The organism is Alkanindiges illinoisensis DSM 15370, from assembly GCF_000619845.1.
GTDB classification, from domain to species: Bacteria; Pseudomonadota; Gammaproteobacteria; order Pseudomonadales; family Moraxellaceae; genus Alkanindiges; species Alkanindiges illinoisensis.
Map to the genome: position 1 here is coordinate 824,462 of NZ_JHUX01000003.1, position 15,893 is coordinate 840,354.

Below are 15,893 nucleotides of genomic sequence, written 5' to 3' on the forward strand. Positions count from 1 at the left end.
TCTTTATAGTTTTTAGAGAACTTTTATACAAGTTTATATTTTAAGATTTATTGATAATAAACATTTACTTATAGTATAGAAAATATAAAATTCTACAACTTTATTGTTCAGTAAATAAACAAAATTTTAATGAAAGCAGGAAATTTGAAAAATTATTTTTTGCTCTCTAGAATGCGTTTGCGAATAATACAAACACTTGGGCTGTAACCATGATTCTAAGAAAATCATTTAAAAACATTTATTTGATTATATTTTCAATAGGCTTGGCAGCCTGTAGCACGACAGGGAAAAATACAAATAAAAATTCTGCCTTAAATAGTCAATGTATGACTAGTGTTCCTCTGGCTATTGGAGAAAAAGATGCGAATATTTTATTAACCAGTGCCCAGCTTTGTAAAAATCCGCAAAATGCGGAGCTGTGGCAAAAATTGGCTCAACAGTTTTTTGCGTTAGGTAAATATGATAAAGCGGTTCAAGCAGGGAATAGCCTGTTAAAACTACAGCCAGATAATGCTGTCGGCAAAGATATTGTTTTACGGTCTGGTTTGAAAATTACAGGACATGGCCTTGAACAAATGAAAGGCTCGATGCAATTTTTGTACGGTGATACCTGGAGTGAAGCCAGTCAAGTCGCTTCCCAAATTAATCAGTCACGAGGTGAAAAGCCGCTTCAGGTAATGACATCCACATCTGGTGTAGAGGTCGATCAGGAAGATAGCAAAAAGAGTAGTCGTAAAAAGACTTATTCTAAAAAAAATACCTATAAAAAACCTGTGGTCAAGAAAGTAGCAACATCAACAAAAACAACGGTAGCTGCGGTAAAACCTACAGTCTCATCTGCTAAAGCCCAGAGTAGCAAGCCAGCAAACCCCTTTTCATCATTTAACTAAAAATTAACCATACTGGTTGAGGAACAAAAATATGACAAAGCGCGAAAGTGTGCAAAAGCGCCTGCAACGAATCAGGCCCCCACGTGTTCATCTAACCTATGATGTTGAGGTTGGTGATGGAAAGGAATCCAAGGAACTTCCTTTTGTTGTTGGGGTAATGGGAGACTTTGCAGGTGCCTCTGAGGTAGAGCAGGCCAAATTAAAAGATAAGAAATTCGTCAATATCGACCTTGAAAATATTGATGAAGTGATGTCTGCCATGGCTCCACGTACTGTTTTTACTATAGATAACCAGTTGACTGATGAGGGCGGGCGCCTGCCGATTGACCTGACCTTTAAAAGCATGGATGACTTCAGTCCGGAAAACATTGTCCAGAACATTGATCCTTTACGGCAGCTGGTAGAAGCGCGCGCTCGCTTGACAGATTTGCGCAATAAAATTTCAACCAGTGAAAAACTGGAAGACCTGCTGGATGAAGTTTTGCGTAATACCGAACAGGTACGTCAACTTGGTCAGCCAGAAGTTGGTCAGCAGGGAGAACAATAATAATGAATGGTGCTGCCTCTTTAGCCGTCAATGAACTACAGTTTAATGATACTGAAACCCCCAATCCTCAAATCAATAATAATCAAACCAGTTTACTGGATCAGATTGTGTCACAAAGCCGTATCGCGCGCTCCGATAGTGAGCATCAGCGCGCCAAAGGTCTAATTGCCGAACTGGCACGGGAAGTATTGTCGGGCAGTATTCTGGTCTCAGATAACCTGTCTGCTTCCATTGACAAGCGCATTGCAGAACTTGACCACCTGATTTCCAGACAATTGAGTGCAGTCATGCATCATTCTGAATTTCAGAAAATTGAATCGGTGTGGCGTGGTCTTTACTATTTTTGTCAGGAATCACCTTCTAACCCGATGATCAAGATTCGCCTGCTCAATACCAATAAAAAGGAACTGATCAAGGATTTTCAAAGTGCCATTGATTTTGATCAAAGTGCCTTGTTTAAAAAAATCTATGAAGAAGAATATGGCACCTTTGGTGGCGCACCATTTGCGGCATTGATTGGGGATTTCGAGTTCGACCGCCAGCCTTCGGATATTTACCTGCTGGAACAGATTTCGCATGTGGCAGCCGCATCCCACACACCGTTTATTTCAGCCGCTGCACCAGAAATGCTGGGACTGGATTCCTTTACTGATATTGATCGCCCACGTGATGTGGCCAAGATTTTTGAAACTGCTGAATATGTCAAATGGCGTTCTTTCCGTGATAGCGAAGATGCCCGTTATGTCGCACTGACCATGCCAAGATTTTTAGGCCGTTTGCCCTATCATCCCAAGGAAGGTACTGCTGTTGAAGGCTTTAACTTTGTTGAAACGGTAAGTGGTGCTGATCATAACCAGTATTTATGGGTGAATGCAGCCTATGCGTTTGGCACACGTCTGACCAATGCCTTTGACCTCTATGGCTGGTGTGCGGCAATTCGTGGCGTGGAAGGTGGTGGACTGGTAGAAGGGTTGCCAGTACATACTTTCAAGACCGATGATGGTGAAGTGGCCTTAAAATGCCCCACCGAAATTTCCATTACTGACCGTCGTGAAAAAGAGCTGAGTGACCTTGGTTTTGTCCCCATGGTTCATTGCAAAAATACGGATTATGCTGCTTTTTTTGGTGCGCAATCCACGCAGAAAGCCAAAAAATATGATAACGATGCAGCAAATGCCAATTCAATTTTATCATCGCAAATTCAGTACATTATGGCTGTTTCGCGGATTGCCCATTATCTGAAAGCCATGATGCGTGACAAGGTTGGCAGTTTTGCTTCTGCAGGGAATGTAGAGGCATTTTTAAACGAATGGTTATCCCGATACGTATTATTAGACGATGGAGCTTCGCATGAAGCCAAGGCGCAATATCCACTGCGCGAAGCATCCGTAAAGGTTGTAGAACAGCCTGGGCGTCCAGGATGCTACAAGTCCGTGGTGTTTTTAAGGCCACATTTTCAGCTGGATGAGCTTTCGGTTTCTCTACGACTTGTCACTGAGTTACCTCAGGCTGCAAACGGTTAATTGCGTTTTTAATTTTATTTGACATAACAAAGGTAATATCTAAATGAAAGATATATATATCCAATTTAGAGGCAAGTATAAAGTAGACGGTGAGTCTCGTGATAGTGAACATAAAGACTGGCTGGAAGTAAATAGCTGGGCTCATCAGATCCGTCAGCCCAAGTCAGCAACAGCCAGTAGTGTTGGCGGTCATACCGCAGAACGTGCTGAACATGAGGACATGGTATTTTTCAAGGATCTGGATGCCACCAGCCCAAAACTGTGGGAAGCCTGTTCAGCCGGATATACCTTCGATGAAGTGCAAATTGACTTCTATCGTGCCAATGGTGACAAGCGTGTTAAGTATCTGCAGGTGAAATTAAAGCATGTACTAATTTCTAACGTACGTCCTGAAGTGATGTCTGAGGGCATACCTACTGAAGCTTTTGGCCTTAAATATGCTGCTGTAGAGTGGACATATACCCAGCAGTCTATTGATGGCGCCTCTAAAGGTGCAGTAACCAAAAAATGGTCTCTATCCAATAATACCGCAACTTATACAGCCTAGTATTAAGTGCTAAAGACTAGAGGTTCTACCTTTAGTCTTTTCTGATCTCTGGTTTTTATCATTTAAAATGAATATTCATTCACAGAAAATATTTGGTTTTCAGCCGACATTATTTGAGCGATTAATGGCTGATGACTTGGGAAACCATGATAGTTCTCGCTGGAATATTCAGCAACTCAAGGATTCTGTAGCACGGGATCTTGAAGAATTATTAAATACCAGAAATATACCACTTGAAGAAATTGAAGATTATCCGCATGTAAAAAAAGCAGTTTTAAATTTTGGCATTCTGGATTTTGTGGGCCTGAGTACTGCCAATCCGCTGCACCGTGACCAGATTTGTCGTGCCATTCAGGCGACCATTGCTGATCAGGAAACCCGCTTAAGCCATGTTCAGGTCTTTATGCATATTGACAGTGATCATGTCGGTTCATTGCTATTGACGATTAAGGGAGTACTCAATATCAGGCCCATACAAGAACCTGTGGTATTTGACGCGGTATTAAATCCTGCGACCCAGCAGTATTCCATAAAAACTGCCGGGTTATAGGACATTATGTTGGACAAGTGTTTTGGATAAATTGTTACCTTACTATGAACAGGAACTGTCGTTACTTATGCGGCAGTCCAAGGCATTTGCTGAAGCCTATCCCAAAGTTGCCAACCGGTTAATCATGACTGGTGAATCGGTTGAAGATCCACATGTTGAGCGGCTTATTCAGGCATTTTCACTTATTGCCGCCCGTATCCATAAAAAACTGGATGATGGGTACGAGAATTTCACCTCTGCCTTGTTTGAAGTGTTATATCCAGCTTATCTCAAGCCTTTTCCTTCCTGTTCGATTGTTGCGCTGGAGCAGGGGATTAAACTAAATCAGTTAACTGAACCTGTACTGGCTCAGAAGGGAATGAAGTTAATCACCAAGCCGCATCAGGGCGTGAGTTGCCGTTTTAGCACTGCTTATCCAGTCACTCTGTTGCCGCTTGAACTGAATAAACTGGAGTTTAAGCTTAATCCGGTTGAAGAAAGCCAACAGGATACCAATGCCTGTTTAAAGCTGCATTTTAATATCCTGTCGGCCGGATTCGATGTCATGCAGTTGGTCACACAGCGCTTACGACTTTATCTGGATGCTACGCCTTTTGGGGTGGCACATTTGCGTGACTTGATGCTTGACTCCGCCACAAAAGTTTATGCAGGTAATGCATTTACAGTAGCAAAACCCATAAAAAATCCGTTTTCACTGGTGGGTTTTTCACCTGACGATGCATTATTGTCCGCAGATCAGCATACGCATCATGCTTATCGACTTATTACAGAGTATTTTACCTTTCCAGAAAAGTTTAATTTTATTGACCTGTCGATGCAGGGTTTAAAGTTTATTTTGACTAAAGGCGTTAAGGATTTCTCAATTGAGCTTAAATTCAGGCTGGATAGTAATAACAATAAACTTATTCAGGCACTCGGCCAGCTAAACACCAAAAATATCCGGCTGTTTTGTACCCCGGTTATTAACTTGTTTAAAAAGCCTGCCGAGCCAATCAAAATTAATCACAAGCAGGTGAAATATCATGTCGTGGGTGATGTGCATCATCCGCAGTTTTATGAAATTTACGCTATTAACCGCTTGTCCTTAATCCGGGAAGCTGCAAACCGACAGCAAAGCCTGCATGAAGTTTTACCATTTTATTCTTTGAATCATGCCCGGCAACAACAGCATGCGCTGTATTACCATCTTGAGCGGGAACAGAGCGTTCAGGCAAACCATTCAGGCTATGATTACCAGATCACCCTGGTTGACCATGAATTTGACCCTTCCACCCTTCAGGCTGATTATTTAAGCCTGGACTTGTGGTGTACCAACCGGCATTTGCCACAACATATTCCTTTTGGACTGGCGCAGGGTGATCTTAATCAGGAAGATACAGGGCCATTCCGGCAAGTGCGTTTTTTAAAAAAGCCTACGCCAACTTACCGGTTTAACCATGCCAAAGAAGGCAATTGGCGTATTATTTCCCATTTATCACTGAATACCCAATCATTTAGCAACCAGTCATTAAATCCGCAGCAGGACATCCGTTCTTTAAAGGAAGCATTGACCTTATATGAGCTAACCCACAGTGCCTATAACCTAAAACAGATTGAAGGCTTCAAGGCCATTAATTGCCAGCCTGCCACAACCATGGTGCCGGCAATGCCATATCCCATGTTTATTCGCGGGGTGGAAATCAGGGTTGCCATTGAGGAAAGCAGTTTTATTGGAACAGGCAAACAGCTAATTGGCCAGTTGCTATCACATTTTTTTGGATTAAGGGTCAACCTGAACAGCTTTATTCAGATTGTTCTTGTGGATGACACTACTGGTCAGGAACTGCTTAAATGTCAGCCGCTCAATGGTTTTCGCCAGCTAGTTTAATAGCTGGCCTTACCCAGCAGCCTGAAGGATTTGAGTTTTTTCAGGCGGTACGCCTATTACAAATATATTTAAAACAGCAGAAAAATATTTCAGCCGATCAGGTATTGGATGAAGTGATTGAGTTTAATGCCAGTCTGTCTCTAGCATTTCAGAAAAATGAGGTCGAAGCACTCAGGCAAGCAGACAAAACCGGACGCTACGTCATTATTCCTACCATGCTGGGTTTAACAGGCAATCTGGGTGCATTACCCCTGATATATACCCAAAAACTCAATAGCAGTGTATGGGCCAAAAAGCATGGTTCATTGGCTTTTTTAAACCTGTTTAACAACCGGCTAATTAACCTGTTTTACCGGTCATCCATCAAACACAATTTGCCTTTACTCACCGAAATTTATCAGGACAAGCATTACCTCAATTGCATTCATGCACTGACTGGATATGGACCAACAAAAACCAGCTCAGTCGATCAGACAGAAACTGATTTCCGGGCTGATTATATTTTTGCTGAATTTGCTGGCCTGTTACAAGGACAAACCTTAAATGTTGAAACCGTTCAGCAACTATTAGCAGCCATATTAAATCATCCTGTAAAAGTCCATCAGTTCATGGCTGAGTGGTTTGAAATACCAGTTCAAAGTCGCAGTTATTTATCTCTAAACGGTGTGCAACTGGGCGTAAATAGTTTTTGTGGTGAAAAAGTTAGGCAAATTGATTCTAAAATCCAGCTTGAAATTGGGCCTTTGGTGTATGTGGATTATCTTGAGTTATTGCCTGACGGTAAAAAATATCAGTTACTGCAAAAAATATTAAGGCAGTTATGTAATCTAACACTCATTGTTGAGATCAAACTGGTGATTCATCAGGCAGAAATTAAGCCTGTTTCCTTAGGTTCAAATAATAATATAGGGATAGGGCGCGGCGCATTTTTAATTAGTAAAAGACCACAACATCATCAGTCCCAAACCAGATTTTTATTAAAATAAAATGGAATTAACATGCGCTGGATAATTTATTTTTTCGCCCTTTTTATTATCATTGATGTTGTTGTGATTGCCTATTGGCGCGATAGCCAAGCTAATACTACGCTGAGTAATATTTTAGTTTATTTGCTGGTTTTACCATTAGGAATTTTTGGAATTAGTTATCTTGTTCGCCTGATTTATAAAAAACAAAATAATCCTATAAAACCTGACCCGAATAATCATTCAGAAACACCAGCTTTAGCGGAACAGGTAGAGCAAAAAACAACTTATCTTAGAATTCACGCCGCAACCTTGCAAACCAGTGAAGGCGAGGACATTACTGAAATTCTGGACGCCTTAAAACAATATAAAACCGCCCAACTTGATTCACAACTGGTGAATGCCAGTGGTGTTCATATTCTAAGCCGTCGGATTGACCTCTCTGAAGATGAGCTCGAACACCTTAGCTGGTTTAATGATACCGATAGTTCTGCTTCTGACACTCTGGCACGCTTTAAACGGATTGCCGTTATTGTACAGCGTTTATTACAAAACATGGACTTACAACTTTGCCTTTTATCCCAGGGGATGACACAGGCTGCACAGTGGCATGTACGACCAGAATTTGAGCAACCCATTTTGCATCCAGCATGGAATGGCCAGCGTGATGAGCACATTACCCAGCATACTGAGCAGGTTATTCACCAGATTCAGCAATGGCCAGTACAGGTGAAAATCCACTGTTTTTTGCCGCCAAGCCCTAATACGCAGGATTACGAATTGATCCGCCACACTATAGATAGCCTTTTACAGCAATTTGGTTTTAGCGTAGACCAGTTTTTGTTTTTACCCGTTGTTTTAAGTCCAGCGCTTAGCCAGCAAGACTTGCTTCATGACTTATTGCAGCAAATTAAGCAGGATGAAAAAAATATACATTTAATTCTGGGTGCAGATAGTTTGATTGATCAGGATGAAGTTGATGAAATTATTTGGGAAAAACCGGACTATATCACTGCAGAAGCAGGTTATGGACTACTAATATCAAATTTCAAGATTAACATCTCGGATTATGAAGACTCTGGATATATTCTTGTTAATCCTGATGAGAAGAAATTAACACTAAAAACTCCTGAAAAATCTTCATTAATAGTCTCAGCTTTTAATCCACTGATTCATACTCATCAAATTAAGCCATTATTAAGTTATTTAAGTCAGCTTGAATTAAATAGTGACGAACTATTATTTGCAGGAACATTATTGGAGTCGGTTTCTGATCAGGCTAGCGGGCTTGCCTTAACATTTTCAGCAGCTTTAACCCAGCAGTTGGATATTGAAAACCATTTATTTTTAATGAATGAAGATCAGAAAAACTATAGCTGGTTTTTTACGAAAGATTTGGATTTTCTGGAAACATCAAATGAATAAATCCTAGTCCCTTAAAAATTTTGATTCAGTAAAAAATATAACCTTATAACAGGTTTTTTATTAAATATTATGATGAAGTGACCACCAAGATGATAAATGGTTTTTGGCAACGAATATATGATCCTCGCCTGATTATCGCAGCTGGTATAATAGTAGTGGCGGTGTGTGCTTACCGTGTGCTTTCACCATTACTGTTCTGGAGCCTGATGGGCGGGTTCTTACTGTTATTAATGATAACTGGCGGACTATGGTGGCATTTCAAAGGGAAAAATGGTAAGCAGGGTGCCGAACTGGCAGACTTGCTGCAACAGGACAACCGTCTGCTAAGCCCTAAAAACAAAAATGATGACGCAGAAAAAATCCAGTTTCTAAAACAGCAAATGAATGACTCCATTCGTACCTTGCGTAAATCAAGGTTAGGTGACAAGCGGGGTCATGCGGCGCTGTATGAACTGCCGTGGTACATGATGATTGGTAATCCAGCGGCAGGAAAAAGTTCTGCCATTCAAAACTCGGGATTACGCTTTCCCTTTGCTGAAAATAACAGGGATAAGGCGGCTATTCAGGGAATTGGCGGCACCCGTAATTGTGACTGGTTTTTTTCCACCGAAGGAATTTTGCTGGATACTGCCGGGCGCTATGCAGTCTATGAGGAAGACCATCAGGAATGGCTGGGCTTTCTGGGCTTATTGAAAAAAAACCGTAAAAAGGCACCTATTAACGGCATCATCATTGGGGTTAGTATTGCCGAGCTAATGAGCAATAACCCGGAACATGCGTTAAAACTTGCCAAAAATTTGCGGAGCCGGGTGCAGGATCTGACTGAACAACTGGAAGTGTTTGCACCGGTTTATGTGATTTTCACCAAGATGGATTTGGTGGCGGGTTTTACGGATTTCTTTTCAATTTATGATGATGAGGAACGCCAGCAGGTGTGGGGAGCCACCATTCCCTACGAGGAAAAAGCTGGTAAAGACGCGAGCGCCCAGTTTGAAGAACAATTTAATGTGTTGTATGAGGGCTTGCAGGATTTAAGTACCACGCATTTGACCCGTCGGCATTCCCAGACCATTTCTCCTAGTGTCATGACCTTTCCACTGGAATTCAAATCCATCAAACCGGCTTTAAAATTATTTATTTCAGCATTGTTTGAAGAAAATCCATTTCAGTTTCAGCCCGTTTTTCGTGGGTTTTATTTTACCAGTGCCTTGCAGGAAGGAACGGTGGATAGCCCCATGACCAAGCAGATTGTGACCCAGTTTAGTCTGGCTGAACCGACGCATGGCAATGGGCAACATGTGGAAATTGCTAGTCAGCATGGTTATTTTTTAAAGCAGCTTTTTTCCCGTGTAATTCTGGCAGACAAGCATTTGGTACGTCAGTATCTCAACCGCAACCGTCGCCAAAAACGGCATGCAGCATTTTTGGCTGGCCTGCTGGTTATTGGGGTTGCCTTGAGTGTCTGGACTTGGTCATACCGGAACAACCAGTTATTAATCCAGAATGTCAGTGCCGATTTGCAAAAGGTAAAACGCATTCAGGCCGAGGGTCAGGCCAGTCTGTCCAGCCAGTTTGATGCATTATTAATTTTGCAGGATCGCCTGGAGCAACTGGATCGTTACCAGCAGGATCGCCCGTTATCCCTACAATTTGGTTTATATCAGGGCAAGGCCTTACGGGAAAAACTGCTTACTGAATATCTGGCCGGCGTAAAACGTGTCATGCTCACGCCTGTTCAGCAAAATATTGTGCGTTATCTGGGTGAAGTAAATGCCAATGCCGATGCGCTGAAAACAGCAACAACCAGCAAACCTGTTGAGGCAGCAGCCATTAGTGCTTCCAAGCAATATACCGAAGCATCAGCAACCAGTGCAGAGGATGCTTACAATGCGTTAAAAGCCTATCTGATGCTGGCTGATCATAATCATATGGAATCCAGCCATCTGAACGATCAGATTACCCGTTTTTGGCGGACATGGCTTGAGGCAAACCGTGGCGAGATGTCGCGGAGTGACATGATTCGCAAGGCTGAGCGCCTGATCAGTTATTCACTGGCACAAAGCCAGAGTACGGCATTTCCAGTGCTTGAGGCAGATCTGGCACTGGTGGATCAAACGCGTGAGCATTTGCGCCAGGTCATCAAGGGCATGCCTGCGCGTGATCGGGTGTATGCTGAAATCAAGATGCGTGCTGCCGTGCGTTATCCTGCCATTACTGTGGCTCAGGTGGTGGGTGAAAAGAACCGTCACTTTATGGTGGGCAGTAATGCGCTGTCCGGCACGTTTACTAAAGCCGCCTGGGATGGTTATGTCAGTCAGGCCATTGATGAAGCCAGTAAATCTAATGTGCAAGGCAAGGACTGGGTACTGAACAGCGTACGCCATGATGACCTGACCTTGACTGGTAGTCCTGAGCAAATTCGCCGTGAACTGGTAGGGCTATACAAGAAAGACTATATAGACGAATGGAAGAAATTTATCCGCGCCATTGATTATGTCCCATCGGGTGACTTTAACCAGCAGTTAAAGGTTATCAATAATCTGGGGGATACCGAGCAATCACCAGCCCGTAAAATGATTACCTTAATTGCTACAGAAACCAGTTGGGATAATCCTGCTGCCATGGATGAAAGTGCCAGTCTGGCCAAGCAGGGATTTGTTACATGGCTTAAAAACAAAGTCTTACGCCAGAGTGCAGCGCCAGTTCAGATTAATATTGACCCCAGTGGACTAAACAAGGCACAAGCAAAACTGGGTGTTATTGGCAGTGAGTTTGAAGCTGTTTATAACATGGTACGAGTGCGTGAAGACAACCAGAAACGTGCATTACTGGATAATTATATCGACCAGTTAGCAGCGATTCGCTCGCGGCTTAACAAGATTTCCAATGCAGGGGACATTGGCCCCAGTGTGATTGGTCTGGTACGCCAGACGGTGCAGGAAAGTGGCTCAGAATTTAATGCAACCCAGCAACTGGTTGATGAGCAAATGCTGGCAGGTACCACTGATGAAATGCGCCAGATTTTAAGGCCGCTATTAATTAAGCCATTAATCCAGTCCTACAAGGTGCTCATGACGCCAGCACAACAGGAACTCAATCGCCTGTGGAATGCACAGGTGTACCAGCCATTTAGTAGCACGCTTGCTACTAAATACCCGTTTGCACCCGGTGCCCGTATAGAAGCAACATCCAATGAAATTGGCCGTATTCTGGGTGAATCGGGCAGTATCTCCCAGTTTGTCACCAGCCAGCTTGATCCACTGGTGATTCGGCGTGGTTTACAACTGGCTCCCAAAACATGGAATGGCATTGGCATTAATCTTAATCCCAAATTTGTGGCGGATTTTCCGCAGTATATTGCGCCAGTTGGTGGTAGTCCCAGCACAGCCAATCTGAATAATGCAGGAAAGACCAGTGCTAATCCTGACCAGACGACATTCCAGATTTATCCGTTAGCCATTGCGGGATTAAGTGAATATGTGATTGATATTGATGGACAGCGCCTGCGTTATAACAATGGCTTGCCGGAATGGGTGAGTTTTGTCTGGCCCAATCCGTCCAGCCAGCCGGGCGTTAAAATTACAGCCACTGACCTGTCTGGCAACATTGTTACTATCGTAGATGAGCCAGGTGCCTATGGACTGGAAAAACTGATGACTTCAGCCAGCCGCAAAAAACTTGCCGATGGCAGTTTTGAGTTGCGCTGGAATGGTCAGGCCAATACGGCACCATTAACCGTCAAGTTCCGGCTCATCAGTGGCGCGGCTGCAAATAATAGCGATGTCCCTACAGGAAGTAATGGCTTAAAAGGGTTACAGCTTGTGCCGGACGTTACAGTGATGGGAAATATGGGCGTAACCAATATATCAGTTAATACAGCCAGTACGGCTGCTAGCCAAGCTGTCCCGCAATCACCCACTAATATCAATAACACGATCAATCGCACTATACCTCCTACAACAGCTGCGACTACGCCTGCAGCCACAGGAGTAAACCCATAGTGCACACACAGGTTATCAGTGCTGATTATTTTTACTTTGGTAAATGTCCGGCACGTGGGGATTTTTTACGTAGTGCAGGCCAGCATACCATGTTGAGCATACTGGATGAATGGATTACCAAAGCCCTTGAGGATTATTCCAGCCAGCAAGATGATTATGCCAATTTTGATGAAATGTCCGGCATCAGCTTTGTATTTTGTAATCCAAAAATGCCTGTTGCCTTAACAGGCTATTTAAGTGCAAGTCATGATACGTCAAAACGCCGTTTTCCGCTGGTCACAGGCTGCCGCCTGCAAATCCGTCAGCCTGAGCAGTTTGTTGCCCATGCACCGCTAATTCTGGATGACCTGTGGCAAAGCACCCAACAGCGTAACCAGAACCTTTTGCATATTCAGGATAGTGCGCAGCTCATGCAGATACTGGAGCAGCCTTGTGTGCTCAATGATGAAACAGGCAGTTCTTATCAGGCACAGGTTGCCAGTTATAGTCTATGGCAGTTTGCCCACGTGCTGGGCCTTCAGCCGTACAATTTTGTGCAAAGCCTGATTGGTTTGGGTTTGTTACTACAACCTGTAGTGAGTCAGGGGGCCAAAAAGCTCAACAAGGTATTGCTGTTACCATTGGCACCGATTCCGGATATTCACTTTACTGCAACTTTCTGGTTGGACTTAATCACTGGTTTTATCAAGCGCCATAATATTGAACTGTCAATTATGCTGTGGAATCAGGCAAAACCATTGCTCATGGTAGGTTTTCAAGGGGCAGATATTGCAGCCCTGAGCGGCATGATGCAAAACAATATCAGTTCAGATCACTGGGTAAACGTTGCAGAAGCAAGCTGGGTGGACAGCTATCTGGAAAATGACGCGGGACTGGCAACTCTTGAACAGGTACTCGGCGATAGCCAGATGTCATTAATAGATGCAACCAGACTGTTTAAGCAGGTTTTTTTGGGAAATTAAAATGAATATTTCCATATTAAAGGATAGCACAATGAATTTTTTTAATAAAAATCATAAGGTAAAAGTTAAAAAGCTAAAAAATGCAATGGCCAATTTTACTTCAATACTATTGTTACTGGGCTGTGGCTTGCAGGCTAATCATGCTGTGGCTGGGCAGGAGCCTGTGATTGCCAGTGGTGTAGTGCCGGATGAACAAACCAGACAACAGATTATAAGCAAGTTAAAAAGCCTATATGGTGACAATGTAGTAGACCAGATTACGGTGGCAGCGGTGACAATGCCCCCTGAATGGCGGCAAACTGTATTGAATAGCATTCAGCCTGAGCTAAAAAATGTGAGTAAGGGACGGCTTGAAATTGCTGGCAGCAATATACAGTTAAGCGGCAAAGTGCCTTCTGAAGCCATTAAAGCAACTTTAGCTCAGCAAATGACCAACGGCATATCGAGTGTTTATAAAGTAAAGCAGTTACTTGAAATTAATGCTTCTGAACAAAAGCTGATTGATCAGGCATTGGGTAATCGTATTGTAGAGTTTGAATCAGGCAGTGCCATTTTAACGCCTGTGGGTCAGTATATTCTGGATGAAATGGCGGTTGCCCTGAATAAAGTGGGCAACAAATCGGTGCGGATTATTGGACATACTGACAGTCAGGGCAATCCCGTGACCAATCTTGGGCTATCATTACAACGGGCTAATGCGGTACGGGATTATCTGGCTGGCAAGGGCGTGAATAAAATCCTGTTACGCACGGAAGGTTTGGGCGCCAATCAGCCTATTGCTGATAATAGTAGTGAAGAAGGTAGACGACGCAATCGCCGTATTGAATTTGAAGTGCTGTAGAGGTCTGACCCTACAGCACTACGATTGATGAGCAATCAGTTTCTGTATTTATTTTTTAAAGGCCCGTTCGTTGGAGCAGGTACTTAAATCACATTCCCGCTTGATTTCTTCAATGATGGCCTGATCATCCTTGGATAGTGGCTTTTGACGTTGCATACAAAATTCCGGATTAACCTGCGACAGGCTGGTACAGATATCCTGCAAGCGCTGATCGGTTTTTTGCATGTGATCCAGCAAAATCCGGAAGCCATCCATTACCGGATCAGAGGCATTGGGCACTGCGGCATAGGGCTGGAAACCCAGTGATTTGGCATAATTCATACGGCGTGAATCATCAAGGCTTAATGAAGCTGGCTGTTCCTTGTAATCTTTCAAGATATAACGGGCTGGATTACCCACTGCGGTGGCATTATCGGGAACTGCTTTAGTCACCACGGCATTGGAGCCAATTTTGGCATTTTTGCCCACTATAAAAGGCCCGAGAATTTTTGCACCAGCGCCAACCACCACGCCATCTTCCAGGGTAGGATGGCGCTTGCCTTTGTTCCAGGTGGTGCCGCCCAGGGTTACACCGTGATATAAAGTGACATCATCACCAATTTCTGCAGTTTCACCAATCACGACGCCCATGCCGTGGTCAATGAAAAAGCGCTTGCCAATTTTTGCGCCGGGATGAATTTCAATACCAGTTAGAAAACGGTTAAAGGTGGAAATACCGCGTGCAGTACCTTTAAATTCCTTTTGCCAAAGCTGATGAGCCACCCTATGGATGATCAGTGCATGAATACCAGGATAAGTGAGCAGCACTTCCAGTGTATTGCGGGCAGCAGGATCGCGGGCAAAGACGGCTTGAATATCTTCTTTAAGCTGCTTAAACATGGTCGTTATCATCCTGAGTCACGGATAGCAAAGTGTTCTCGGTATTTTGAGATTGATCTGGATTGTGCTGGGAAGTATTTTTTAATGGCCAGTTGCCCCGGCTTAAGGCTTGTACCCGGCCAAAAATACCTCGTAGCAGGTTGTATTCCATGCGATCCAGTTGAATACGGCCAAACAGGCGACGCAAACGTAAGGGCAAAAGTCTGGGATTCTGCGGATCAAGAAAATCAATATCGGTGAGCATGGCTTCTAGATGCGGAAAAAATTGCTGCATTTGTGATTGGGTCACCAAAGGTTCATCCCATTGCATGGCCTGCTGATTGGGCAGGGGCATTAGCGCTGACTGAGCAGGATTAGAGTGTTGCTGCTTTGACTGGGTTTCCAGTGCATGCATGCGCAGTTCATAGCAAATCACCTGAATGGCAGCTGCAACATTTAATACGCCATACTCACTATTAACCGGAATGGTTAAGTGATAATTACACTGGGCCAGCTCGTCGTTGGTCAAGCCACGGTCTTCACGGCCAAACACAATCGCAATTTCATGCTGATCCGCCTGTTGAATAGCCAACCCAGTTGCTGCCCTGGCTTCCAGCAAAGGCCAGGGAATAGTACGGCTGCGTGCACTCGTTCCAAACACCACATGACAATCGGCAATGGCATCTTCAAGTGTGTCAACCACTATGGCCTGTTCCAGAATGCTGGCAGCACCAGAAGCCAGTGCTGTTGCATCGCCGCTGGGAAAGGTTTTAGGGGCAACCAGAACCAGTCGGGACAGGCCCATGGTTTTCATGGCACGTGCTGCCGCACCAATGTTGGCTGGCAGGGTAGTATTGACCATGACAATGCGGATACGATTGAGCCGCTCTTCCAGTGTTAAGATTTCAGACAAATCA

General features: G+C 43.8%; 13 protein-coding genes. 11 read left to right on the forward strand and 2 right to left on the reverse strand.

Annotated features, from left to right (window positions below):
- Positions 1 to 209: 209 nt before the first annotated feature.
- The 11 genes from Q337_RS0104230 (at position 210) to Q337_RS0104280 (ending at position 14,118) form a co-directional block, all read left to right on the forward strand.
- Positions 210 to 890: a tetratricopeptide repeat protein gene (locus tag Q337_RS0104230; RefSeq protein WP_156935701.1), complete on the forward strand. Its 681-nt coding sequence runs from the start codon at positions 210 to 212 to the stop codon at positions 888 to 890.
- 31 nt (positions 891 to 921) lie between these two features.
- A complete protein-coding gene (tssB, locus tag Q337_RS0104235; RefSeq protein WP_026470534.1) occupies positions 922 to 1,437 on the forward strand; it encodes a type VI secretion system contractile sheath small subunit in 516 nt (171 codons plus the stop codon).
- Between the two features lie 2 nt (positions 1,438 to 1,439).
- Positions 1,440 to 2,960: a type VI secretion system contractile sheath large subunit gene (gene tssC, locus Q337_RS0104240; protein ID WP_084494704.1), complete on the forward strand. Its 1,521-nt coding sequence runs from the start codon at positions 1,440 to 1,442 to the stop codon at positions 2,958 to 2,960.
- Between the two features lie 43 nt (positions 2,961 to 3,003).
- A complete protein-coding gene (locus tag Q337_RS0104245) occupies positions 3,004 to 3,507 on the forward strand; it encodes an Hcp family type VI secretion system effector (RefSeq protein WP_026470536.1) in 504 nt (167 codons plus the stop codon).
- A gap of 67 nt (positions 3,508 to 3,574) precedes the next feature.
- The gene (gene tssE, locus Q337_RS0104250) at positions 3,575 to 4,057 is read left to right on the forward strand and encodes a type VI secretion system baseplate subunit TssE (protein ID WP_026470537.1); all 483 of its coding nucleotides are present in this window, start codon (positions 3,575 to 3,577) and stop codon (positions 4,055 to 4,057) included.
- Between the two features lie 22 nt (positions 4,058 to 4,079).
- Positions 4,080 to 5,924 carry a type VI secretion system baseplate subunit TssF gene (gene tssF, locus Q337_RS0104255; protein ID WP_026470538.1) on the forward strand — a complete coding sequence of 615 codons (1,845 nt, stop codon included), beginning with the start codon at positions 4,080 to 4,082 and terminating at the stop codon, positions 5,922 to 5,924.
- Positions 5,888 to 6,910: a type VI secretion system baseplate subunit TssG gene (gene tssG / locus Q337_RS0104260; RefSeq protein ID WP_026470539.1), complete on the forward strand. Its 1,023-nt coding sequence runs from the start codon at positions 5,888 to 5,890 to the stop codon at positions 6,908 to 6,910. The genes tssF and tssG overlap by 37 nt, the downstream gene beginning before the upstream one ends.
- Before the next feature lie 12 nt (positions 6,911 to 6,922).
- On the forward strand, positions 6,923 to 8,314 hold the full coding sequence (locus Q337_RS0104265) for a hypothetical protein (protein WP_026470540.1): 1,392 nt from the start codon (positions 6,923 to 6,925) through the stop codon (positions 8,312 to 8,314).
- 89 nt (positions 8,315 to 8,403) lie between these two features.
- Complete coding sequence (gene tssM, locus Q337_RS16720; protein WP_084494775.1) at positions 8,404 to 12,315, forward strand: type VI secretion system membrane subunit TssM; 3,912 nt, start codon at positions 8,404 to 8,406, stop codon at positions 12,313 to 12,315.
- Entirely contained in the window at positions 12,315 to 13,277 is a 963-nt protein-coding gene (tagF, locus tag Q337_RS0104275; RefSeq protein WP_026470541.1) for a type VI secretion system-associated protein TagF, read from the forward strand. Before tssM ends, tagF begins: the two co-directional genes overlap by 1 nt.
- A 31-nt stretch (positions 13,278 to 13,308) precedes the next feature.
- Positions 13,309 to 14,118 carry an OmpA family protein gene (locus tag Q337_RS0104280; RefSeq protein ID WP_228133075.1) on the forward strand — a complete coding sequence of 270 codons (810 nt, stop codon included), beginning with the start codon at positions 13,309 to 13,311 and terminating at the stop codon, positions 14,116 to 14,118.
- 48 nt (positions 14,119 to 14,166) lie between these two features.
- Here Q337_RS0104280 and cysE read toward each other — a convergent pair whose 3' ends face one another.
- Entirely contained in the window at positions 14,167 to 14,997 is an 831-nt protein-coding gene (gene cysE, locus Q337_RS0104285; protein ID WP_026470543.1) for a serine O-acetyltransferase, read from the reverse strand.
- Entirely contained in the window at positions 14,990 to 15,889 is a 900-nt protein-coding gene (locus Q337_RS16725) for an RNA methyltransferase (protein WP_228133076.1), read from the reverse strand. The genes cysE and Q337_RS16725 overlap by 8 nt, the downstream gene beginning before the upstream one ends.
- Positions 15,890 to 15,893 lie beyond the last annotated feature (4 nt).